We start from the raw sequence: 25,210 nt of genomic DNA on the forward strand, positions 1-25,210 counted from the left end.
GTGTGTCCCGTGCGATTCGATCCATTTAACGGCGGCGCCCGAGCCACCAGGCCAGGGTTGATTCTCCCAGGAGCAGCCCGAGAACCGTGATCAAGAGTCCTCGATGCAACTCCCCACGACGGCCAACCGCCGCGGCCTCGGACCGGTCGACCGGCCCACCGTCCCAGCTCGAAAAGGTCCAGCGGGGAAACAGGACCGAGAGGGTCGAGGCATCCACCCGAGACAGGTCACTTTCGACCGGGTCCGGGTTGACTGCGAAGGTCAATTCTTGAGCCACCGGAGGTCCGACCCGAGCCAAGTACACTCCGGATAGGTCTGTTCCTTCGAAAAGGAACCGCGCGCCATCACCCTCATCTGCGAGCCGACCCGGTTCTTCCCGGCCATCGGGACGAAGCACCGAGGCCACCGCGTTGAGCGAATTTGTATCAATTGCCTGATCAAGGCCCTGGCCAACCGCAACGTTACGTTGAGCCATCCGACCCGAGGCCGCGAAGTATGTCATCTGCTCCAGCACTGGCGGATAGCTCGGGTGCAACGGCCAGGTGGTCCAGTCATCGTCAGCCGTGGTGGCAACCTGGACGACGGTCCCGCGATGACGACGCATCGTAAGCATCGCCGGCCGGCCATCCGTAAAATCCATCACCCTGCGGGCTGTTGAGCCCTCGGGCACCAGTAAATCGTGCGATCGCCAGGAACGCACGGCCGTCAGGCCGGAGACCACCTGAGCGGCCGCTCCTTGATAGATCGCGACGATCGGGTGGTCAAAGTCAAGCGGATCGAACTCCGGTGCACCCGCAAGTTGCTCGCTGATCTCATCGCCTGAGGAAACAACGTCCCCAATGCGAGCCGGCAAGAACCCGGGACCTTCGAAGGTTTCCGAGCCCGGAATTCCTGCGAAAAGGTTCGCGTTATACTCGTCCGCCTGGAGCCGATCTCCACCGAAGAGAACCAGGCCGCCTCCTCGACGCAGGAACCGGTCGATCGCTTCAATCTCTCCTCGGCTAAAGCGAGCCACGTTGCAGAGGAAGATCACATCGTAACGCTCCAAGTCGCGGCGGGTCAGTTGCGACTCGGTGACGACCTCGACTCCGATGGGCGAGGGGGTTCGATCGGACCCTTCGGAAGGGCTCAGCGCCTGTGCAAGGTAATCCGTTTCCGACTGGAACGGTTCCGGGTTGTAGTCGCCATTGACGAGCAAGACTTCCAGCGAGTCTCGAACCGGCACGGTCAGTCGCCGAACGTCGTCGACCGCGAGTCGATCTTCGTCGAGCCTGACTTCAACCACATGGTCGCCGGGATCCTCGAATCGATACGAGAAAGCCACGGGAACATCCTGGCCGGGCGGGAGATCAACCCGCCGTTCCGGACCGAGACGGCCATCAATGACCAACTGGGCGCGGACACCCGTTTCAACCTCCGAACCGAAGTTCGCCAGTCGAGCCGTGATGACTACCGGAGGCCCGTCTCGCACGACGATCGGAGCATCGAGCTTCAAGTCGATGACTGCTCGGTTCGATCGGCCAGTGTCTCCCAGGTCAACGACGACACAGTTGGCTCGATCCTCTTCCAATGCGGCCACGTTTCGCTTCAGGGCGTTTTCCCATTCTGGATCGACCTGCCAGGTGGCGGCTTGCAAGTCGCTGAGAAAGAGCACTTCCTTCTGAGGAATATCGGAAGTCGCCAGGACCTCTCGGAGTTTCGTAAATGTGGCGTCGAGATCACCTTTGCCGTGAGTTGGCTGGAGCTGTTTGAGTTCCTCGCGAACCTCCGCATGATTCGGAGAGGGAGCGCCGATGACCACCTTCGGCGGATTCCCGAGCATGAGAACGCTGATGGCGTCACCATTGCGTGCCCCTTGGATGTACGCGTCGGCATACTCCGTGGCTCGGGAGAATCTCGACCGCTCGGCCGAGGTGTGGGTCATGCTCATCGTGCCGTCGAGGACTAGGACACGGTGCGTTCGTTTCCCTGCCAGCAGCGGCACTGCACCAATTGACTCCAGAAACGGCTGGGCCAGCGCCAGAACCACACAGACGACCAGGAGGGTTCGAACGGCAAGTAAGAGCCAGTGTTCCAGACGAATCCGGCGCTGGTTCTTACGGATCGCGGCCAGCAGAAATCGCATGGCCGCCCACGACTCTTCCCGGTATCGCCGACGGTTCAGCAAGTGGAGGAGTAGCGGTACGGCGGCTGCCGCAAGCCCCCAAAGCAAGAAGGGGTTGGCGAACCCAATGGCGAGAAGCGGAAGGCTCGTCACAACGGTCGTCCCGGGTCGAAGTTGGTTCAGCGGAATCGATTACGGATCGGGCAGAAGCATGTGGCTCGAAAGGTTTGAATCAACGCCCTTCACGGTTCATGTCATCCTACGGACCGGGCCAGCCTCCGGACAGGGTAGTCTCGTCGGTCAAACCCGTCGGGGTCCTTTGCGGGTCCGGGCGGATCGAGTGGCCAGATAGCCGGTCAATGCCGTATCGAGTGGCTGATCAGTTCGGAGGGGTACGTAGTCGATATCGGCCAGTCGACACCCTTTACGCACCGCATCGGTAAACGCCGAGAGCTCAGCCAGATAACCGTCTCGCAGGGCTGCGGGATCGGTCAGTAGTTCTTCGGGCACCTCAAGGCCTTTGAACTTCGTTACTTGTCGGAACGGAAACTCAACCTCGGCCGGGTCAAGCACGTGGAAGACGACCACCTCATGACCCCGATGGCGGAAATGCTTCAACCCACCGAGCAGTTCGGGGGCGTCTCCGTCGAGCAGGTCACTGATGAGAACCACGATTCCTCGTCGACCGATCCGCTCGGCCATCTCGTGAAGTACAGGCCCAAGACCGGTCCGTTCCCTGGCCGCCTCGCCGTCCATGACCCGGATCAATTCCTTCAGATGAGACGGCTGCCCCGACGGGCGTACGTAGCGCCGGATGCGGTCATCGAACACAGCCAGACCCACCGAGTCCTGCTGCTGCAAGACCAGGTAGGACAGGGCTGAGGCGATGTACTGCCCATAGCGGAGTTTCGACACATTGCCTTCCGAGGCATACCCCATCGAGGCGCTGGCGTCGATGAGCAGATACGTCAGAAGGTTGGTCTCCTCCTCGTACTGCTTCAGGTAGTACTTGTCGGTCTTCGACCAGACTTTCCAGTCGATGTGGCGCACATCGTCACCGGGAGCGTACTCGCGGTGCTGCGAGAACTCGACCGAGAATCCGTGATAGGGACTCTTGTGCATCCCGGCGACATAGCCTTCGACGATCAGGCGGGCCTGAAGCCCGAGCCCCTCGACGTTAGCTAGCGTCTGCGGATTTAAATAGTTTTGGTACTCGACCACTCTCGGACGCCTCGCTCGGGTCGGCCGAGAGCGACGTGACCAGCCGGGCGATCACGTCGTCCGGTCGGAGTCCTTCCGCCTCGGCATTGAAGTTGGTGACAATGCGGTGCCGCAGCACCGGCCCAGCAACGGCCCGGATGTCCTCGATTGAGACGTAAGGCCGCCCCATCAAGACCGCGCGGGCTTTACCCGCCAAAACGAGATACTGACTGGCCCGAGGGCCCGCTCCCCAGCTCACGAAATCACGGACAAACTGTGGCGAATCGGCCTGGGTCGGACGGGTCAAACGGGCAAGCCTCACCGCGTATCGTCCCACGTGATCGGCCACGGGGACCTTGCGGACAATTTGCTGCATCTCCAGGATGTCGGCTCCCGAAAGCACCTTGTCCACTGACGGGGGCTTGGCTGATGTCGTCACACGGACAACCTCAAGCTCCTCGTCCTCGGTCGGATAATCGACCAAAATGTTGAGCATGAATCGGTCAAGCTGCGCCTCGGGAAGCGGGTAGGTCCCTTCCTGCTCGATTGGGTTTTGCGTGGCCAACACGAAAAACGGATCGGGCAAGCGATGCCGCTCTCCGCCCACGGTCGCTTGACGCTCCTGCATGGCTTCAAGCAAGGCCGCCTGAGTCTTCGGCGGAGTTCGGTTGATCTCGTCCGCCAGAATCAGGTTCGCGAAGATCGGTCCTCGAAGAAATTTGAACTGACGGACACCCGTCGCCTTGTCTTCCTGAATCACCTCGGTCCCGGTAATGTCCGAGGGCATCAGGTCGGGGGTGAACTGAATGCGATTAAAGCTCAGGTTCAGGGCGTCGGCCAGGGTGTGGATCATCAGGGTCTTGGCCAGACCAGGAACCCCAATGAGCAGACAGTGACCCCGGGCGAAGATGGCAATCAAGAGCTCTTCCAGCACATCCTGCTGGCCGACGATGATCTTACCCATCTCCGAGCGGAGCTTTTGGAACGCGTCCGTGAGGCGCTCGACTGCAGCGAGATCCTCGTGCGGCATCGGCTGCGGATTCTCGGAATCAGACACGGGGACCTCCGTCAAGCGGGTCGGGGCAGAACAAGTGAGAAGGTTGCGGGGTTTTCAGGAGCAAGGCCAGCCGACGAACCGAAAGGCCGATCCTAACACAACGCGACCCATCTGGGGGCGAACTTGAAAACAAAGACTGGACTCAAGGTGCAGACAGGTCACGCAAGGTCGCCTGAGGTTCCTGTGGTTTCCATCCCGAAAGTCGTACCATGCCCAAGTCTCCAGCCACACTGATTCCGTCGGAATGGAGTCGAACCGTACGACCCGCTCCGGCTCCATCGACAACCAGCCGCTGAACCCGCTGGCCGGATGCTCGACCCAGGAGGTTGAGCACTACGGGAGTGTTGGAGGTCGTACCCGGCGTGCCGTCGCCGAGACGATAGACAAGCACACAGTCGGCGGTCAATTCAAGGCCCCAAGTCTCGTTCAAGTCACCGGGAAGCGAGACACCCCAGTTGCGTTCGCCATCCCGCAACGACAGCGCAGAAACACTCAGGCCAGGTCCCTTTTGTCCCATCACGTAGACTGCGTCACTCCCAAGGACGATCGACTCGTTCCGACGATCCGATCGAAATCGTCCCAGCTTCGTAGACCAAAGCACTTTGCCGTTCGTCGGATCAAGCCGCTGAAGCGTCTCACCGCGAAGCACGAGCAATCGCTCGAAATCGCCCAGGACCAGGGGATCGCTGGGTGATGGCCGCGGCGAAGAAGGTAAAGGAGACGGCTCCCGGGCCTCCCAGATGGCCTGGCCGCTTTCGAGATCCATCAAGACCACCGAGGACCCATCAGGCACGATCGCCACACGATCCAGGGCCACCGCATGGGGATCACGTCGCCACGGACCGGCCGATTCTTCTTGCGGGAACATTCCGAGCGTCCGGCCGTCCCTCGCATCAAGAACGATCATCGCGTTGGGCATTCGCGACTGGATCACAACTCGTGAAAGCCCCAGGCCAAGGTGTGAATCCATGGAGATTGCCGAGGTGCGATAGGTCCAAAGCGGACGCCCTGCGATCGGGTCGAGGCAAACCAATTCACGGTCGCCTCGGAGAAAATACAGACGATCACCGTGGAGCCGAAACCCTTGGAATCCGGATGAGGACGGAGCTTCCCGACGATTCGCCTCCGCTCGCATTTGAGGCGGGGGAGGACCAAAGGCGAGTTCCCCATCCTGCGAATGAACGTCCCAAAGCGGCTTCCCCGCGATCAGGTCGAAACCAACAATCTGGTCAGAGGTCGCGAGAATCAGGTGTCCCCCGGCAATGCCTGACCACGACGGACGAGCAACCAGTTCCCACTCCCAGACCGACTTCCCTGTCTCAGGATCAATTCCTTGTAACTGACCCTGACCCATCAATACATCCGGCCAATCATCCCCAAAGAGCGGTCGAGTGGTAGGGTCGTCGATCGGCAACGGAGCAAATTCCGAAGGCCAGAAGAACGGATCGAGTGGACCGAGCGGAGGTTCGATCACCTGAGTTCGCATCCTCAGCAGTTCCTCCTTCGACGCCAGTCGATCGTTCACGTACGAATCGATCGAAGAAACCGTGCCCGAGAGCTCGACTTTCAGCGATCCGTAACGCGAATCCGCCAGCAAATATGCCTCCCGAGCCTCGGTGTTCAGATCAATCGCCTCGTAGCAGCGAGCAATCCCAAGGAGACCACGTGCCCGTTGGCTGTCCTCTGAGGCGGAAACAAGAAGCTGATGATAGGCTCGGGCCGCTTCTGACCAGTCCCCGCGCTGTTCGGAGAGTGTTCCAATTGCTTCAAGCGCGTCGGGAACATGCCGGGAGGCCGGATAACGAAGTACGACTTCCTCAAGCTGTCGAAGGTCGTCGTTCGCTCGCCCCTTTCGAAACAACTCGGACGCTTCGGCCTCGAATCGGGCATAACGTTCTGGCCCAGATTCCTGAATGAGCCATCGCAAACGATCGACCAACAGCAGTTCTGCCCGAAGGCTTCGATGTTCATCTGCAGGAAGGTCGATCTGACGAACCTCGGGACGGCTCAATGCGGTTTGCAACACCTCAACCGCGCCGGCCGAATCTCCCATCTCATGCCGGGCATCGGCCAACGCCAGTTCGGCTTCAATCCGAGCCTGATCCCCTGGTGCTGTCGCAATCGCCTGTTCCAACCGCTCGGAAGCCGACCGCGGATCACCCTGACTGAGAGACTCTGTCGCAAGCTTCAGAAAAATCTTGAATCGTTCGGCACGAGTCGCATCGAGGAGCCGACGGCCGTCGATTCGATCTGAGGGACTCGCCAACTCCACCACCCGATCCAGACTATCCAGCGCTTCCTGGTCATGACCGAGTGCCTCTGCGGTGCGAGCCAGGCGATAGTAGAGATCTGGTTTCTTAGGTTCCTCGGCGATTCGTTCCCGATAATATCGGAGCATCCGGGTTGGTTTGCAAAAGACCCTGAGATGATCCCGTTCAGCAATCAGCAGATACCCGTCTCCGGCGACAAGATTGCCTCCCCCACACCCAAATGACTCCCGTAATGCAATCGGCGGCCGATCGGTCGGTCTACCGGTCATCTGATCAAGGATGTAGAGGGTGTCTCGGGTCGGCCAGTAGATTTCGCCCCCCGCCAGCAAACCGCGTCCGTATCCTTGTTCCAGAGTCTGCCCTTCGGGCCATCGCGATCGGATGCTGCCATCTTCAATGTCAATCGTCCAGACATGATTGCCTGTCACGACCAGATTCCCTGACGCGACGCCGAGCAGATGAGTCACACGACCACCCGGATTGCTCTCCCAGACCAGTAGGCCGCTTGAGCGATCAAACGCAAGCACTCGGTCGGTGTCCTCCGGGGCGACGATCACCGTGTTTCCATGCACGATCGCGGGATTATGCGTCACCGGCGTTGCCAGCCCCGTCACGCCGGCCATGCGTCTCGGATACGAGGCGAGCCAGTTGATCCGACCCGATTGGGCGTCGATCGATGCAAGAGCTCCCAGATCGGTCTGATAGTAGATCGTTGAGCCACCGAGCGTCAGAAGCCGATGACCAAGTTCCGGGTTAACAATCATGCCCCGATTCCGAGCCCCAGGAACCCGACTGAAACTGGCCGAGGTTCCTGAGCAAACGTACCGAACCCAACGGGTCTGACCCGAATCGGGATCAAGACAGGCGACCCAGGTGAGCGCCTGGGTTCCTGGCTTCAACAGGGCGACGTAGACCCCGTGTTCATCAACAATGGGGGCACCGCCAAACGCTACCTGACCAGTCAATGCCCCTTGATTCTCCTGGCCGGGACCGGCCATCACCTGATCTGCGGTCTGAATCCAGAGAGGGGAATCGGGTCGGGAACGATCCAGGGCAATGATTGCCGTCGGTGGGGCCGTCGACATGTTTCGCCCCTGAAATGCTGCTCCATAAGGCCCAAGTCTTGCGTAAATCCGACCATCGAAGACTGTCAACGTGTGGCGTTCAATACCAAACGTCGGCTGAGCAGCGGAGGGGGCTGACGGAGGAGGAGCGGCTCGCCAGGACGGAGCGGGCACTGCAATCCCCTCGGGACTCCCTTCCAGGGGGTAACCAAGGACTGAGTGACCGTCCGTAAGAAAGACCTCGTCTCCTTCCAGTACCGGGAAAAAGGACGGAAAATCATCCTCCGGCATGCCGAAATCCTGACCAAAACGTCGAGGACTCGCAGCCAGATTGGCACTGGAGTCGAACGGCGTTCGTAACGGAATCGACCAAACCAGGGCTCCTGGATCGACCGGCTCGGTCAACGCTTTCGACCGTGAGGAAGCACCGGCGAAGGTCGGCCATCGGGAATCGAGCGATGTGGGAAGCCGCAGTTGATCCTGCTCCAGAGCCGAGGTCACGATTTCGGCGTAATTGCCTCGGCGTCCTGCCAGCTCACCGGTCGCATCCGGGTACGATTCCTCAAACGATTGCAGATCTGCGTTGCCCGAACGCTGACCGATCGCTTCGTTGCAGAGAATGAGCTTCGCGGCAACCCTGGCAATGTCGATGTCGGGATCAGGATAAATGGACCCCGTCTGGGCGGCATCACTTGGGGGGATCAGCCGGCGGTAAAGCCCCAACGCCTCATCAAACCGCCCCTCTTGGAACGCCAGATCTGCAAGCAACTCCGTCGCATCGTCACCGAACGAGCTACTGAAGAATGCGTCGACCACGCGTCGCAACGGAATGGGATCGAACTGGTCGCGTCCTTGCTCAAACAGGTGTCGTGCCTGGGCATCAACCCGGTTTCGATACAGTTGCAGCGCTTCGGGCGGAAGCAACGCAATCCGGCGTTGAGCATATTCGCTGACATTGACAAAGACAGCGACCCCCGGCTCTTCCTGATCCGCGCCTCCGTCGAGTGACTCGGCCAGGGTCAGCGCCTCGGGAAACTGCTGAATCGCTCGCTGATAGAGTTCAACCGCCGAGTCCCATTGCTGCTGACGGACGTGGGACGCCGCAGTCTTGAGCAAGGCTTCTGCCGCGCTACTCGTTTCCGGATAAATGGTGGAGGCAAGACGCTGAACTCCCTGAGCAGGGAGAATTCCAATCGAAACGACCGAGAGAATCAGCGTCGCGGGAAATCGAACACGCGAGAGTCGGAAAAGGGCACTGAGGCCTGGCGCATGGGAATACATCGGCGCTCCTTCCGTGATTTGCCGGTCGAGCGTTCCAGCGGTCCCCCCACTAAGGGGTGATCGAAGCGTTCTCCGAGATCTGACCCTGACGCACTCGATCCTGGATGGCTCGAGATCGGAACCGACGTCGCGTGCCTTCTGCTTCAAGTTGCTGACCCTGACCTTGGGTCGTCGCTGACGAGCCTGCATGACTCTGACGAACTTATTGAGGAAGACCCTCCACGCAAGTTACGTGCCTTCTTCCTTCCTTTAGGATATGGGCGTCGGCTAGCAGCCGACAAGCCCACCTTTCCCAATTCTCGCCCTCGAATTTAGCAGGATCGCTGCGCAGATGAGCAATCGAACTCGATTGCCGAAGTCATGAACCGAGCGTCCCGACGTTCCGAAGACAGGAGGTCTAGCCGATCCGACATGGAATCACCTTCCGTCTCAATCGGACCAGACCTCCGATTGCGACCGTCTCACTTAACCTGGCTGGGGGCAATCTTCACCGGACTGAGGGTCGTTTCTTTTCCGGCGGAAATCGTCACTTCCTGGCCTCTGGCTGCGCCTGCGGTCACATAGCCAACCTTCTCGTGCCAGATGACGACGTTCTGCGTCCCCGCGGGGATCCCTTCAATTTCGAAGTTTCCTTGCTCGTCCGTCACAGCAAAAAATGGATGGTCGAACACCATCAAATACCCCTGCATCCAGGGGTGGATATCACACGCAACCGGCATCGGACGCCGTTCCGCATTTAGAGCTCGAGGCAGTTCGCCGTTTGCCGGAAGCATGATATTCAAGTTGTTGTTGAAGCCTGCCAGGCGGACGTTGTGAGCCACGGGATCACTTGATTTGAACAGCATTTGCTGCTTTTCATACATGGCGGCAACATGCGGAACAAAACGACACGACTGCTGGTCGACCACCACCTGAGGTTCAGATTCGAGCAACTGCTTGACCAGTTCCGGATTCGTGCCCTTGGGGCGAGCCAGATACACAAGGCAGTACCGAATTCCCTTGCTGGACGAGTCGACGACCAGGCTATCGTCGGGAATCGGTTCGGCCGCGCACACCTGCGCATCCTTCACGTTTTCCCCCGCCTTGACCTTTGGCTCTAGCTGGGGAATCTGGGGTCCATCCCAGACGACCTGTCCCTTGAGGGTGCCGTATTGGCCCAGGGCGGCCCCGTGAAGTCCAAGCGAAACACAGAGGCCAAGGCCCAGAACAACAAGGCGTCGCGCCGTCAAGAATTCACTTCGCATCAGGAAAGGTCCTCGCGGTAGGAAATCCAGGAGGGAATGGTCTGGCAGGAAACGGACGGCTTCATCCTAGCAGATCATCCGTCCGTGCGCCACCACTGGGGAGGAGAAGGTGCGATCGAAGGTCGACCTCCCGGTCGGAAGAGACGCGTCTCGTCACTCCACGGTTTCAAGTAGTGCGTCGCCTCCTCCAGCGTCTGCAGAAGCCGTCGTGCCCGGTTCGGGAACCACCACCGCACCACCAAGATCCGGCTGAGTCTCCCCACAGCCGACCAGGGGCGTCAGAGCCAGCAACACCACGAACCGCATGGCTCGGGAAAATCCATCGCTTCTCATTTGTCTCATCAACATGCTCCGTAAGGGAACCAGATACCTTGGTGCCACCTGAGCAGATGTCAGGGAAGAGTTTGCCAACCGACCTCGGTTCAGACTCCAGAGGTGCTCTCTCTCCTCCGGGGAGGTTCGGTCACGAATCCTCGTCCCGAGGCCTGACCACTGGGTCAGCAGATGAGTGACCGGATGCTCCTTCCGATGGGATCCGAATGAAACTCTGCGGATTGGTCCACTCACCAAGCTCCTCAAGGAACGTTTGGCTCGGGTCCACAGCGACCTGACCATCCTCGGTCAACACCACTCGAAAACGTGTCATCGCACCATCCCCCTGACCCTCCACCAAAAGCCCCGAGATCGCGTAACGGCTCGCAGTTCGTTCACACTGAAAGGTTTGCATCTCAGGAGACCAGAGTGCGAGACCTCCAGAGCCCGAGCAGGTCCCCTGAAGGGCATAAATCGTGTCGAGTCCATCGTACGCGGTCGACCTGACCACCCAGAATGGCTGGGAAGCTTCGCTCACCTCGACCACCGAATTCAGTTCAAATTCGGTGGGGAGGCCAACCTTGATCATCTCCGAGCCATCACTCAACGCGTTTGAGCCAATTCGAGAAGAGATGAAGGCCCCGATCGTTCCGACCACAAACACCAGGACGGCAACTCCCAGCACCCACCGTGCTCGATTCGACGCCACTAGCCCCCCGAGCAGTTCTCTCCCAACCTGATTGTGTTGCTCGGTTGATCTGCTCTGAGACGAAGCGATCGACGGAGCCCCGTCTGCAGCCCTCTCTGCAGTCGCCGAGGCCCGGTACTCTGACTCGGCTCGATTCGCAACCGACTGCCGGAGTAACTCGGCCAGTTCTCGGGGCTTGGAGACTTCCTCAAGTGGAAGAAGCTCCCGGGCGTTGACCTCTAGATTCCGGTCTGTTGATCTGTCGGCCGTCAAGGATTCCATCTTGGCCTTGGGCAAAGGATTCGCCGGTCCCGACGCTGGCCGTCCTCTGGCTGCGGCCAGTTTCTCCTGAAGGCTCAGAAGTTTGCCTGACGCGACCGGAGGCGACGACTCAGACTCCGAAGCGGGGACAGGGGCCGTTGCCTCTAGAGTACGTTCCGCCTCCCCCGCCCCACTCGATGGATTGGATCCTGCACTCTGTCCGGCCTCTGCCGGGCGATTGCGCGCCGCGGCAAGCTTTTCCTGCAAGGAGAGGCGGCGTGACGCTCCTCGGGAGTCCGGAGAAATCGGAGGCTCAGACCCTTCGGGCGTTGCTGGAGCATTTGGAAAGGGCGAGGCTGGAGCAATTCGGGGCGGCTCCTGATCGATCACGGGCGCGGGTGGTTCGGAGTCCGAATCCTGCTTGGAAGAGCCAGGTCCGGCCGCTCGGACCCTTGCGAGAATTTCCTGGACGTTCGGACGTTTGGACATTCGGAGACGCCCCGTACTTCAAGACATACGCTGCAGGATCGAGGATCAATCGAAGGCACCACGAGTCAAGCGTTCCAGACATCATGGTCTGGTCGTGAGGAACACGTCGCTCGACGTCGTCGTGATTCTGGGCTGTCGGGAGGGAATGACGAGCGGAGCGGATGGTCTCGATGCCCCCTCGGTGATCGAAATCATCGTCTTTGGAGGCAAGGGTATCACTCCTCCGATCACAACGCAATCGAAGCCGACGGGTCCAGATTCGTCTTCTCGGTCGACTCACTCTCTGCCGGACACGCTATCGACCTAGGTAAAGTCAAACAGTTCCAGATCTCTGGAAATTTCGTGAAGTCGGTCAGTCAGATAGCGTCGAATCTGTTCACGTGTTTTGAGCTGTAATACCTGATGAGCAAATCGTTCCGCCTGGGGTGTGGACACTGAGGACAGTAACGCCTTGATCGTTGGAACGAACGCCGGGCTCATACTGAATCTCCTGAGGCCCAGCCCAAGCAGCACGAGGACTGATCGGGGTTGGCCTGCCATTTCACCACAGAGCGTGACAGGCGTTCCGGTACGTCGGCAGGCCTCGAAGATCATGCGAAGCATGCGCAATACGGCGGGACTAAGCGGATCGCAGAGGTGGGCGACCTTCGGATTGTCGCGATCAGCCGCAACGAGATACTGGATCAGGTCATTCGAGCCAATCGAGATGAAATCGGTCTCTTGCAGCAGGGCGTCGATACACATTGCTGCTGCCGGAACTTCGATCATCACCCCGGTCTTCACATCTTCTCCGAAGGGAATGCCAGCCCGTTTCAGATTCCGGCGTGCTTCATCAACCAGGCGGTTGACATGCCGAAGTTCCTCAAGGGTTGTGATCATCGGGAAGAGAATACTGACCTTGCCGTGCAGGGCCGCTCGAAGAATCGCCCTGATCTGAACCTCGAAGAATTTGGGATGTTCAAACGAGAGTCGGATTGATCGCCATCCCATGAACGGATTCGCTTCATGCTGGCGACCGAGATAAGGAACGGTCTTGTCTCCCCCGAGATCTAGTGTTCTGATCGTGGCCGTGCGATCAGGAGCCGCTTCGATCACGCTGCGGTAATTCTCATACTGTTCATCTTCATCCGGCACGTCCGGATGGGTCAGAAAAAGATACTCGGTCCGATATAGTCCGACCCCTGAGGCTCCTACGGCGGAAGCCGTGGTCGCATCGGCAACCGTGTTCACATTGGCCAGCAATTCAATCAGCGTCCCATCAGAAAGGCAGGCCGGCTGATCTCGGTTGATTACGAGCCGATCCTTCAGCTCGAAAAAATCACGCTGCATCTTGCGGTAGGCGGCCAGGGTTTCCGGGTCAGGCCGCAGCACCACGATGCCATCCCGACCATCGACGACAATGGGGTCCCCCGTTTTCGCCTCGGCAATGATCCCGGCCGCACCAGAAACGGCTGGAATCCCCCGGCTTCGAGACAGAATTGCGGCATGGCTCGTGCCACCACCCACTTCGGTCACGATCCCATTGATAGGCATTTCTCCGAGGCTGATCGCCTGGCTCGGCAGAATCTCATGCGTGACCAGGACGATCGGTTCCTCATGCCCGAGCAGGTCAATCGCGGCCGTCGCGCTTGAACTGACGTTCAAGTGCGCTGTGATCCTCGCAAAGACGTCCCGAAGATCCGTCATTCTCTCCTGGAACAGTTCCTGACCGCTCCGGGCGAAGATCGACGCATACTCCTTGAGCACGGACTGCAAGGCCGAGGATGCTGTCAGCTGGGCTCCACAAATCCCTTCATGAACCTTGGCCACCAGTGAGGGATCGCGGACCATCTGGTAGTGCGACCGAAAGATATCGGCCTCGTCGCTTCCGAGCTGCTGGGCAACCTTGGCGACCATGCCTTCCAGCTCTTCCGACGCCCGTTTCAAGGCGTTGTCAAAGCGGGCAAGTTCGTCGGGAATGAAGGATTCGTCAGCCAGTCGCTGCACCTCGGATTGCCCCATCGGGCCTTCCAGGCAGTACGCGACCCCGACCACTACGCCCGGGCTGACTGCAATTCCTTTGTACATCAGATCACCGACAAGCATGCCAGGCAATTCCGATCAGTGGCCTTCCAGTGAGAAAGCTCTCGACCGTCAAGACAACCGATCTACGACGAGCACGTCTGGAATCGCAATGCCTCTATTGTGTCGGAAAAAGGTCGGTGGGGCGAGTCTTACTGCCTCGAATTCTTGATCACACTCGTTTTTGTTGCTTCGGTCGGTTCGAGAGAATCATGGGGGTCTTTCGACTGGGGAGGACGTCCAAAACGGCCAATCACGGCCAGGACCAGTGCGATTCCCGCGTAAGCACTCGCCCAGTGATAGGGAGTCTGCATTCGAGAGGCCTCGTACCGTTCTTGTGACCTCATCGCCTCGATTGCCTGGTTCGGAAGCATGACCTTTTCGGAAACCAGAGGCGAATGGATCACCCCAAACAAGGAGAGGACCCCCGCGATCAGAAACGTCGAGGACGCCGACCGGAGCCGACCGTCAATCAGTCGTGCCAACGCTGTGGCCCACAAGAGGCTGGTTAAGATGAATCCTCCCGCGAGCATGGACACCGTGCCGACCGTTTGCCTGGCAGATTCCTTCAACGCACCGAACCCGACTCCCGCCTCTGCAAGTGCCGGATCGAAGAGCACGTCCTTGAGCAACAGGTTCACCAGATACGCTAGGGCCGGCACCACTGCCAAAGCCAACGCCGGATAATGACGCCTTGGCGTCGCGATGAACGATTGCGCCGTGATCTCCAGTCCGATAAAGATCAGAATCGGGGCCACCACCACTTCCGGAAGAAGCCGGAAAATCCAGACGAAATAGCCGAGCATCCCCGCCGCACCAATGAACAACGCCGTGGCCAGGGTATAGGCCGCCCGGCCTCCCATCGCCTTGTAAGCCGGATGGCCAATGTAGGGCGTCGTCTGGATCACCCCGCCAAACCCCCCAGCCAGCAGAGTCGCAAGCCCTTCGACGAAGATAATCTGCCCGGTCGGATAGTCATCTCCTGCCGCAGCGGCGCTCTCAGTGCAATCAATCCCTCCGACAACCGTGGCCAGCGCGAGGGGCAAGGCAATTGCAAGAAAGCTCATCGCCTCGGCCCAGTTCAACTGGAACCAGGTCCACCAGGCTCCCATCGGAAGCGGCAACCCGGCAGGGATCGCAGGGAAAATCTCGCCCGAACCGCCCACCGGTGTTGGTAGGCCGAGCAGACCTTCAGCCAATCGCATTCCGTAGTAGACGACACAGCCGACCACCACTGCGCCCAGCGCCCCCGGAACGTTCCACGGTAACTGCCATCGAGCCGTCAACGAGACCAGGATCACAGCCAGCGCCACCAATCCCGGAATCGGGTCTCCCAGAATTTTTAACAATGGCAAAAAGCTGATGACCACGAGTGCAATCGCCATCAACGATCCCAGCAGGCCAGCTCTTGGTACGACCCTCCGGATCCAACCACTCATCGGAGCGCAAAGGGTTTTAAAAAGTCCCGAGGCCAGGAGCATGCTGATCCCGATGAACCATGCATGTTCCGCCGCCTGGAAGACCTCCATCCCTCGATCGCGGGCCATAAGAAATGCCGGCCCGACGATCAGGAGACTCGTCCCGAAAATGCTTGGCGTGTCGAGTCCGAGCGGCATTGCTGTGACGTCCGATCGACCCGTTCGACGTGCCAACCGGAAGGCCATCGCGGTGAACACCAGGTCTCCCACCAGCACCCCCAGGGCGGTGCCGGGAATCATCCGGGTCAACACAAATTCAGTCGGGAACCCGAACACCCCCACAAGCAGTGAGGTTGTAATGATCAGCCCACTGACGTTGTCCAGCATCAGGCCGAAGAAGGCGTTGACGTCTCCTCGAGTCGCCCACGCGTAACTTCGGCCTCCTCGACTCGGCGCGGCAGCATCGTCCACAGGGGTCGGTCTCCAATCGGATCAGACGATCGTTGAGTTTTCGCGGACGCATCACTGCCCGTCGGGCATGAATCAAGGCGCCTCTTGCACAGCATCCCCCTCCATGATCCACGCTTCGTTCAACCGGGCATGCACAATCGTCGACCCTTCTGGCCGTCGTCCATGCGTGTAGCTGACGTGGATCGAGCCGTCTTTGGCCTGCAAGACCGTCGGATAGTGAAACGCTTGCATCTGGTCCGGGTCCACGGCGAGATGACGTGTGTAGGACCACGATTTGCCTTCGTCCTCCGACAACGCGATTGCCAGAGAGTGCCTCCCCCTGACCGTGTCGTTATAGACGAGCGCCCATCGTCCGCTTTCGAGTCGGATCGCATCAACACTCGTGCCGGGGTTGGGAATATCCGATCGCTCAACGGGCGACCACGTTTCGCCCTCGTCAACGGATTGGCTCACGCAGACCGACTCACCCGGTCCATTGTTCCTCATAAATGCCACGATTGTCCCATCGTTCCGTCGGACCAGAGCCGGCTGGATGTTGCCGTAGCCGATCATCGGGGTGCTGAATTGCCACGAGGCCCCCTCGTCGTCACTGATCCCAACGATCGAGGCCGAAAACGTATCCGTATACAGCGGCAGCAGCCAACGCCCCGAAGGCAACACCAGCGGCCGAACACGAGGCATCCACCCGAGCCTTTGGTAGAGTTCGTCATTGGCTCGTTGATTCATTTGCGCGACAAGCTCGGGCTTCACCTGAAGCCCCAGCTCATCGACTCGCGCCATCGCGGCCTGATAGGCCTCGCCAAAGCCGGTCGGGGTGACGTGTAGCACACCGCTTCGCGACCACGAAGGCGGTCCTTCTCCTTCACTTCGATCACTCACATGATATTTCAGCAAGGCTCCTTCCCAGTGATGGTCAAGGATCGTCGGGTAGAAGAGCCAGAGAGTGCCATTGGGCGGCACAAACACGATCGGGTTGCAATCCGGGTAATCCGGAGTGTCGGCCATGACGAATCGAGGTGCCCACGACTCGGCTCCGGCAGGCTTCCGGGCACCGAAGATCTGTACGTCGTCGGCGGTTCGCTCTCCCGAACCTCTATACCAGGTCATCAGCAGGCTGCCGTCGGCGCATTCAACGATGCAGGAAGAATGGTTGTGGATCTGCTCCGGAGCAAAAACCTCTTGAGACTCCAGAAACGGTTCCTCAGCAAGAATCGTCGAGGCCATTCCCCCGAACAGTGTCAGCGTCAGCAAGAGTCGTCGATTCATGGCACGTTGCATTTCGCCGTTGGAAGGGTTCGACCGGCGAGCCGTGCCAGAGTTGGCAACGTCACTTTCCGGCCGGTTCGTAGCGCCGATCATTGACGGTTCCGACGTGAATCCGCATCGGATTCGAGACCGCTTCCCCTCGAGCATCGAGGGCCTGGTTGCTCCCGGTCTTTAAGATCAGCTCACCAGAGTCAAATGAGGGGACCTGGCCGACCGTCAAAGCAACCTGATCGCGTGCGGAACCGGGAGCCGCAGCCCCTGTCCATCGAAATGTATTACCCAAGACAGAGCCCGTGAGATAGACCCGACCCCGGTTCGTTTTTTGTTGAGGGCCATGATAAACGGCCATCAATCCACCCAGGGCCGAGTCGGTCACGGTATTCGACTCGACGGTCAGATCAAACTGGGGCGTGTGCGACCACGCATAGTGAAAGGGAGCATTGGTCGCATACGCCGACAGTCGAAACGCATTTCCCCCGCCCAGCAAGGCATTGCCAATCAGCTTCGTTCCATAGTGATTTCCGGTCAAGACGACCGGATGCCCCTCGGAACTCCCTCGACAATCAATCGTGTTGGACTCGATCACCGTCTCGAGGAACCCGAGTGTCACCGAAACGTCGTAATCCCCTAGCGGGAGCGGCCGATCAACGAGCATCACGTTTCGGTCCAGGATCTGCTCGATTACCGCCCATCGTCCGGCGTCCGGTCCCGAGAGCACCGCCACGACCTCACCGACCTCGGGATGTCTCCCCTGCGGCTCTGGAATCGCCACAATCCTGCCGTCGTCCGAGACTCCAGCATGCCGGCCCTCAAAGCGAATCTGGTACGACTCAGTCAGCAAGATCTCCGGGGCGTTGGGATGCGGACGTTCGTCATTGTCCATCGGTCCAACACCGACCACCGTGTTGTGCCGAACTCCGATCTGGTGCCCTCGATCCACGAGCACGACAAACCGATACAGCTTGCCCGAGGATGGTTCCGGACGGACCTCGTTTTCTACAATCTCGATCTCCCGAATCTCCCGACCCGAGAGGAAAGACCCGGCAAACGTCTTTGGTTGCGTTCCCCGGTGCCGGTTCTTCGCCACCCGCCAGGGACCGTTGAAGATCATGATCGGCCCCCCTTTCAGAGTGCAACCTTCGATCACGCCCGAGTCCGTATCAAGGAACCTCAGGCAATTCGGGGCCTCTTCCCAGTCACTTCCAGCGACCGGGGCTTCCAGGTCAAGCTCCCGGATTTCCACATGCACCGGCCCTCCCGGCCGCTTCCCGAGATTGGGAACGCCGATGATCGCCGCTCCCCAGGCTGCCTGACGATGCCAACGGACCGGGCCATCAAACCGCACGCGAAGTCCTGAGATCGTCGTTCGGCCAGGTGCCCGAATCGCAATCGCCTCGGGCCACGGCTCATCACTGGGAGATTGCCGAAATCGCAACTCGGCTCCGGGTTCAGCGATGAACGCAATCGGCTCCAACAAATCGAGAGGTCGGTCCAATTCGTAGATCCCCGCCGAGAGCCGAATCGTCCCTCCTCGTTGTACCAGGGCTGCCAGATCATCTCCCGGTCGTACGCGGGTCTCTTTGACCGAGGGGGGCGCAAACCGCCGAGTCGGATCACACGACTGCCCAGCAAACCGGATCAACGAAGACTGACCGTCCTCATCGATCAGCCTGAGGCTCATTTCAACCCCGTCCAGGTCGCGATAGGGCACAAACGAGAGAAGCATCGAGCCCGGCCGAGAGCCCCTCCGCACGTCCAGCCGTCTGCGGCGATCCCCCACGAAGGGCATCTTCGACGATCCGCCAGCCCCCGACGCCTCGAAGACCCACACTCCCGTAACGCCATCGCTCAGCACGGCCGCCCTCATGGGTCGCGTTGAGGATCGATCAACGGCAATCGTCACAGCTCCCGGACCGAGCGGACCGCGGTCATCCTGCCCAATCCATCGAACGGGGGTCGATTCTGTCGTCATCCTCGGCAACGGAGCCCGTGTCACGGCGCGATCCACGGGAGCGGTTCCCGCCACCAGAACGACCCGATCTCGCGTCCCGTTGTTGTATGAAAGGTCGATCCGAAGTCGTTTCCCTTGCAGATCGGGTGTCGGGCTCAGATACAACGTGCCTCGGGTCCGATCCTCCGACGACCTCATCAACAGCGCGTCGTGCTTCCCCTCCGGATTCGGTCCAAACGCCCACGAGGGGCCGTGTTCGGCCAGGATCGACAGTTCCAGCACCTCAGGGTCCGGCGCAAGTCGGGCCAGTTCGATCTTCGAGTCTTCGAATCCATCAGGTCCGACCGATGGGCCGGGACTCACCCGATCAGTCCCATCGGTTCCCACCCATCGGGCGGCCAGTTGAACCTCGGGCATCCGCGCCAACAGGTTCGCTCGCCCCCCCTGAACGCTCATCGAATACCGCTGGCCTCCTTCAAGCTCGACCTCAATGTCGAACTTGCGTCCGGTTTCCTCCTGGCTCGGCTCGACCGAGATCAAAGCACGCGGCGAACCAGGCTCCCGCTGCAGATCCGCCGACCAGTGTCCTCCGCCTCCGGGATAGCCCCAGATGTCTCGACCATACCCCCGAAGCGTCAGGCTCTTGATCGCCTGAGTGGTGGGAAGGCCGTTGAGTTCGAACACCATGTCCTGAACCCCATTGGGTCCAGGAGTGTTCGAGCGGGAAACACGATCACTTCCCACCTGCCCGAGCCATCGCAACGACGGTTGGGCTTGCTGACCAGACGCTTCTGTCGAAATCATCAGAGCGACGAGGAAGAACCATCCTGGAATTCTTGCGTTCATCGATTGCCTCCTCCCCAATCCTTCGGGCGCAATCTCGAATGCCGACCAGTCTCGGGAGCATCACGAGCGATTGATCGAGGAGCCTACGTCAAGCCTTCCCCTGGCACAAGCGCAAACAATAACGCCGAGTTCGGCATGGTCTTCAGCCAGGCCGCTCGGCGCGTGAAACCTAAACGAGTTGCACCGGTAGGAATCGAACCTACGACCTCCAGGTTATGAGCCTGGCGAGCTAACCGCTGCTCCACGGTGCAAGGATGATCCTATCAGAATCGCTTCGAATTGCAAGGCGCCGACACCGATCCCTGGGAAATCATCCTGGATCCCAGTCAGTCTGCATCCTTCGATCGCGAGGAATCCTGTTTCAGCAGGATCCCAACCACAACGAGTTACCCTGGTTTCTGAAGAAGGACCACGTCCGGGCCACTGATCTCGAGCGTCGCTGACCAGTGTCGGGCCAGCCAGACAAACGTCCGATCGCAAAAAAAGATCACATGCGTGGGATCATCCTTGTAATGCCATGTCAGAAAAGCCTGCAGGTCCCAGACCCTCTTCGTCATGATCCCCAGCCAACCCCCCGGCTTCAGAACACTCCAGATACGTTCGAGGTCCGCGAGCGGAGACTTCAGATGCTCAACGACCTCGCTCGCGGTCACAAAGTCATAGTGCTGCTGCCAAACCCGATTGTCTGGAGCATAAATCGGATCGTAATTCCGGGTCGGAAATCCGGACTCGGTGAACATCACCGCGAGTGTTGGGCCGGGACCACTCCCGAAATCAAGCCCCAAAGACCCAGGTGCGAGCCGATGCAGTAGTGGAACCGATAGCCGGCTCAGGAAGCGCCGGTAACCTGCATCTCCCGGGTCATTCTGATGAAGATCGTAATACGCTTTTTCTTCATCGGCGGAGAGAAACGCCTCGGGTGGGACATGCACCAGTCCGCACAGATCGCATTGAAAATAGTCTCGGACCCGATCCCGATGGAAGAATCCTGATCGTTCCTCACCGCACAGCGGACAAGCTCGATCGTCTTGGGAATGACAAGGGATTCTCGATTGATCGATCATGGATCGATGAGGTGATCGGATACCCTGATTCCATGCTACCTCTACATCGAGGCAAGATTTTCGAGACCAGGGTCCAGATTGAACCTGAAGTAAAAATCGCCAACCCCAAAGGATTGGCGATGGTGAGTGCACAACACGCAAATTCACAAACGAGGTTGAAGTTGCGGCGGTAGGAATCGAACCTACGACCTCCAGGTTATGAGCCTGGCGAGCTAACCGCTGCTCCACGCCGCACTTTGATTGTAACAGAACCGGTTCGGGAGTCAAACCCATCGTATCGAATCGACGCTCGAACCCGGTCTTGCGGCGTTACCGAATGGCCGTATTGGATTGCTCAATGCGGAAGATGTTGGCCCTTAATTGTTCCGACCAATCGGCATGGATCGCGACGATTTCGGAGCATGAGGCGGCTTGACGACGCGTGTTGCAGCCTCCACTCGATCGTCCGCTCGCTGGGCTTCTCGGGTCTCGTATCTCAAGACTAAGGCCGTCCCGAGGTACAATACGACACCAGACCAGAAGAACATTCCGTAGAACAACGCGAGCTTATGTCCGGTTCCGTTGGCAAAGAGGCCTCCCACCTCACTCGACGTCGTGAGCATGAGGAGGGAAGAGAGGGCGAGGCAACCCCCTACGAGAAGTCTCATGCGTCGGGGAAGTGGGTAAGCCCACAGGCGAAAGATCAAATACGTGTAGGGTAACAGTACCGTCACGTAATGATGTTTCCAGCTTCGCTCGGAAACAATTAGCATCGTCAAGACCACCAGACTGAACTCGCCCAGAAATTGGACGTTGTCTCGTCGGGTCGTGTCTGTACGACAAAGCATCGCCAGCAAACCAATCATGCCGATCGAGAGCGCCTTGATGCCGTAGACCACCAGATCCGGATTAAGTGACACGAAGTTCAGGCCCGAATACAGCGGAACGTACCTCCCGTCTCCCGTGGCCTCCTGCTCGGTGAAATACCGCATCAGCACACCAGCCATCGACTGGTTAATTTCGTGGTCACCCACCTCGTGATTAACAACAAAGGGACGTAACATGCGGTGCCACCACATTTGCAGACATTCGCCGTTGAACTCGGGTCCGAGAATCATGCTCGGCACAATCAAGAGGAACAGGCCAAGTCCAAGAAATGTGGCTCCCACCAAACGCCACGATCGTTTGTACAGGAAATAAGGCACGAACAGCGCCGGCGTGACCTTGTAGGCGATCGAAAGGGCCAAGGACAGCCCCGCAAGCACGTCATAACCCTTCCGCCACGCATAAAGCGTTGAAACGATCAGGAAGAGGATCACCAGATTGTTGTTCCCATGATGCAGATCGCTGAGAATCGGCCGGAAACTCAGCAAAATGATCAGGAACAAGGCCCATCCCGGCACTCGTCGCGGGTCATCTTTGGTCCGGGCCAACCTCAAACAAAAGACGACCGAAAGGACCGTCAGCCCTGCCTTGAGGTAATACCAGACCATCGAGGCCGCGAGCGGGTCCATGCTCGTCAGGGGATACAGCGTCAGGGGAAAGATCGGAGGATTTGGGAACATATACTTGTCCCAAATGTTCACTCCGTCTTGTAACTGTTCCACCTGATGCAGCCATCGAATGATGGCGCTCCGCTCCTCGGCCGCTTTCAGAGAATAGATCCCCGAAGCAACCAGAAATGTCACGGCCAGCGCAATCCAGACGACGGACCGAATCTTTCGAGAGGAGTCGGGAAGGGTTACACCCGATGTTGGCTCGGCCGGCACGGCAGACTCCTTCCTTGGAGGGAAGCTCGGGCGTTAAGCGGCCCGATCCGTCGGGCGTCGAACATTCCGGTGGCCCGCGATCAAGGCAGCGCATCCATTTCGATGGTTAGCGCGCCATCAGGTCGAATCACACCGATGAATGGCACGGGATCGCCCGGCTCCTCGACTTCGCGTAGCAACCCCGGAGGATCACTCCGGAGCCCTGGGACGGAGTGATACCGCAGCACGATCATCCCGTCAACGTCAACGGCGACCGGCTCAACCTCGAGCCTTCCGGCCTCGGCCATCACCCGAGCCTCTCCTCGAATGGCGTCTCCCTCAAACCCCCGGACTTTCGCAACCAGCCAGGTTCCCAGATCCGCCACAATCTCGATGAGGTCCGGATTGGAACGGCAGAATTCCTGCGAGGCTGCCGACCAGCACACCATTCCCTTCGGACCATAGAGACGGCTGAATCGTTCGAACTCCTCCCGTCCCCATGTCTCCAGCCCGCACAGTTTGCCCATGCCGAACTGGGTGAAGTTCTCCCGAACCGGCACGTTGAGAAATGGACCACCGATGACCTCAACGCGAGCCAGGGTTGGTAGCAAGCCCCCGTAGCGATGTCCACCGAAGGGATCGGTCAAATCGCCACGTTGTTCTCCCCCTTCTTCGTAGTAGATGCGATCCCCTGGTTCGAAATGCGTTTGCACCTGATCCAGGAGCCAGGTCAGCTCAGGCGTGGGACGACTCGAAAGAAACGGTACTTTTCCCGTCGGTCCAAACCAACGAACACGCGGAAGCTCTCCCGCCTGCCAGACCACTTCCGGAACCGGTTCTCTCCCTGTTCGGTATCCGATCGTTTGGATCATTGAAGGAAGAAAAATCCGAATCGACACCAGGACCATCGCCCCCACGAACCAACGATCGAATCGTAGAGACGTTCGACTCAATTGTCGGCGAAGCGCGGACCATCCCAGACCACTCGCAACCGCAGCGGCCGAGTACACCGCGTAGGTGTTCCGTCCTGGCTGGAGGAAGTTGATCGCGGGAAACCAGCCGGCGAAATATCCCCAGAACAAGCCCGAGGCAAGAAAGAACCCAATCCCCGTCGCCTGCAACGGGCATCGTCTCTTCAGGGCCACCAGGCCCAACATGGCCCCACCCAGGAGGATGATCTGAATCGGAGGCTGAGCAGGCACGTCCAGCCCGAAGACCTGAGCAATCCGACTGAACACCGGCTCCGGATGCGAAAAAAAGTCCGCTCCATCCGGATCCCGAGTCCCCCGCAGAACAATCCCCGGCAACCACCAGAACGCATTGATCGCCAGCACCGCCAGTGGAATCAAGAGCAGTCCCAGATGCCTCCCGATCGGAAATCGTTCTCCCGACCGTCGTTTCAGCAAGATGGCCACGAGATAGGCCGCCAGAATCGCCGGCCCAACCGTCTGCGCTGCCAGCGGGTGCACGAAAATCAGGAGTCCCGATCCGAGGGTCGCAAGCACCCAGCGAACAAATCCTCCCCCTTGAAGAAACCGGACGAGCAGCGCGAGGACCACCAAACCCAGCGGAATCACCAGGAGAAACGCCAGCATGCCGAAGCCGGCATACTCCAGGGGAAAATCAGTCCAAAGGTAGACAAGAAAGGCTAGGGTGCCAGAGAAGACCGCACCAAAATCACCTCCAACGAGGCGAATGGTCGCGGCGATGAGCCAGGGAAGGATTCCCATGATCCCCAGCACCAGCAATTTGTAGGTCCTTGCGGGTCTATCGCGTCCGAAGGCGGCGATGACCACGTCGATCATGGTTCCGGAAGGGTCCGACACAATGCTTTTGGCATACCCGGCCATGAAGTACGGATCGTAGCCGGCCGTCGTTCCGTTCTGAACGAGGAACGACCTGGTCACGAGTGCATTGTGGTAATGCATGGGGTGGTCATGCCACGCCAGAGGCCATCGGCTCGACACCTCTGACCATCCACCCAAACACGCCATACACAACAGCAAATGGGCGGCGAGCATCCCCAGGAACAGGACGAATCGAACAACAAGCCCCCATCGCGTTACCGCTCGGGAGTGATAGGCAGACACGGGATCGGCGTGAGCGGACGACCCGACCAGCGCGTCGTCCTCCGAGCCATCGAGAGCTTCCGGAGGTGATCGATCATCAGCCGGGTGCTCGGCCAGAGGGTATCCATCCATCGCGAGAGTCTTCAGAGGCGATCGATCGTCGAGGGATTGGACGAGCGAGTGAGCGAGTCGTTGTCATCCAATGCGGCCCGCAGGATTCGAACCTGCAACCAAGGGATTCGAGGGCCCCCGCGTTTCCACGGGGCTCGGACTATCTCATCCTCCCTCCAACCGAGTCATGCCGAAGGGAGGCCGGGCGCTCATCGGCGGGGATTATTGTTGGGACTCACCCCGCTAGTCTCTGAAC

The 25,210-nt window shown here is 59.3% G+C and carries 13 protein-coding genes and 2 tRNA genes; all 15 read right to left on the bottom strand.

Going from position 1 to position 25,210, the window contains the following annotated elements; translation table 11 throughout:
• Nucleotides 1-25 precede the first annotated feature (25 nt).
• The gene (locus HG800_RS10835; RefSeq protein WP_315852015.1) at nt 26-2,257 is read right to left on the bottom strand and encodes a BatA domain-containing protein; all 2,232 of its coding nucleotides are present in this window, start codon (nt 2,255-2,257) and stop codon (nt 26-28) included.
• A gap of 147 nt (nt 2,258-2,404) precedes the next feature.
• Nucleotides 2,405-3,325 carry a DUF58 domain-containing protein gene (locus HG800_RS10840; RefSeq protein ID WP_315852016.1) on the bottom strand — a complete coding sequence of 307 codons (921 nt, stop codon included), beginning with the start codon at nt 3,323-3,325 and terminating at the stop codon, nt 2,405-2,407.
• Nucleotides 3,282-4,334, bottom strand: coding sequence for an AAA family ATPase (locus HG800_RS10845; protein WP_169976826.1), 1,053 nt, complete (start codon nt 4,332-4,334; stop codon nt 3,282-3,284). The genes HG800_RS10840 and HG800_RS10845 overlap by 44 nt, the downstream gene beginning before the upstream one ends.
• 169 nt (nt 4,335-4,503) lie before the next feature.
• Nucleotides 4,504-8,976: an outer membrane protein assembly factor BamB family protein gene (locus tag HG800_RS10850; protein WP_169976644.1), complete on the bottom strand. Its 4,473-nt coding sequence runs from the start codon at nt 8,974-8,976 to the stop codon at nt 4,504-4,506.
• 461 nt (nt 8,977-9,437) lie between these two features.
• The gene (locus tag HG800_RS10855; protein ID WP_169976645.1) at nt 9,438-10,046 is read right to left on the bottom strand and encodes a hypothetical protein; all 609 of its coding nucleotides are present in this window, start codon (nt 10,044-10,046) and stop codon (nt 9,438-9,440) included.
• Between the two features lie 327 nt (nt 10,047-10,373).
• Nucleotides 10,374-10,562 carry a hypothetical protein gene (locus HG800_RS10860; RefSeq protein ID WP_169976646.1) on the bottom strand — a complete coding sequence of 63 codons (189 nt, stop codon included), beginning with the start codon at nt 10,560-10,562 and terminating at the stop codon, nt 10,374-10,376.
• 1,711 nt (nt 10,563-12,273) lie between these two features.
• On the bottom strand, nt 12,274-14,055 hold the full coding sequence (gene ptsP / locus HG800_RS10865; protein ID WP_235963589.1) for a phosphoenolpyruvate--protein phosphotransferase: 1,782 nt from the start codon (nt 14,053-14,055) through the stop codon (nt 12,274-12,276).
• A gap of 128 nt (nt 14,056-14,183) precedes the next feature.
• Entirely contained in the window at nt 14,184-15,920 is a 1,737-nt protein-coding gene (locus HG800_RS10870; protein ID WP_182830362.1) for a permease, read from the bottom strand.
• Between the two features lie 72 nt (nt 15,921-15,992).
• Nucleotides 15,993-17,186 (bottom strand): sialidase family protein, encoded by a 1,194-nt coding sequence (locus HG800_RS10875; protein WP_169976647.1) that lies wholly within the window; start codon nt 17,184-17,186, stop codon nt 15,993-15,995.
• Nucleotides 17,187-17,247: 61 nt separating this feature from the next.
• A complete protein-coding gene (locus HG800_RS10880; RefSeq protein WP_169976648.1) occupies nt 17,248-19,983 on the bottom strand; it encodes a hypothetical protein in 2,736 nt (911 codons plus the stop codon).
• Between the two features lie 178 nt (nt 19,984-20,161).
• A tRNA-Met gene (locus HG800_RS10885) sits at nt 20,162-20,234 on the bottom strand.
• A gap of 135 nt (nt 20,235-20,369) precedes the next feature.
• A complete protein-coding gene (locus HG800_RS10890; protein WP_315852017.1) occupies nt 20,370-20,915 on the bottom strand; it encodes a class I SAM-dependent methyltransferase in 546 nt (181 codons plus the stop codon).
• Between the two features lie 293 nt (nt 20,916-21,208).
• A tRNA-Met gene (locus tag HG800_RS10895) sits at nt 21,209-21,281 on the bottom strand.
• A 122-nt stretch (nt 21,282-21,403) separates the two neighbouring features.
• Complete coding sequence (locus HG800_RS10900; RefSeq protein ID WP_169976650.1) at nt 21,404-22,795, bottom strand: glycosyltransferase family 87 protein; 1,392 nt, start codon at nt 22,793-22,795, stop codon at nt 21,404-21,406.
• A gap of 80 nt (nt 22,796-22,875) precedes the next feature.
• On the bottom strand, nt 22,876-24,975 hold the full coding sequence (locus HG800_RS10905) for a hypothetical protein (RefSeq protein WP_169976651.1): 2,100 nt from the start codon (nt 24,973-24,975) through the stop codon (nt 22,876-22,878).
• Between the last annotated feature and the right edge of the window lie 235 nt (nt 24,976-25,210).

It is taken from the genome of Tautonia rosea (assembly GCF_012958305.1).
Taxonomy (GTDB): domain Bacteria; phylum Planctomycetota; class Planctomycetia; order Isosphaerales; family Isosphaeraceae; genus Tautonia; species Tautonia rosea.

Coding starts and splice junctions, on each gene's coding strand:
- ptsP (WP_235963589.1), bottom strand. CDS start 14,055: ATGCTTGTCGGTGATCTGATGTACAAAGGAATTGCAGTCAGCCCGGGC.
- HG800_RS10880 (WP_169976648.1), bottom strand. CDS start 19,983: ATGAACGCAAGAATTCCAGGATGGTTCTTCCTCGTCGCTCTGATGATT.
- HG800_RS10905 (WP_169976651.1), bottom strand. CDS start 24,975: ATGGATGGATACCCTCTGGCCGAGCACCCGGCTGATGATCGATCACCT.
- HG800_RS10845 (WP_169976826.1), bottom strand. CDS start 4,334: ATGCCGCACGAGGATCTCGCTGCAGTCGAGCGCCTCACGGACGCGTTC.
- HG800_RS10850 (WP_169976644.1), bottom strand. CDS start 8,976: ATGTATTCCCATGCGCCAGGCCTCAGTGCCCTTTTCCGACTCTCGCGT.
- HG800_RS10860 (WP_169976646.1), bottom strand. CDS start 10,562: ATGAGACAAATGAGAAGCGATGGATTTTCCCGAGCCATGCGGTTCGTG.
- HG800_RS10875 (WP_169976647.1), bottom strand. CDS start 17,186: ATGAATCGACGACTCTTGCTGACGCTGACACTGTTCGGGGGAATGGCC.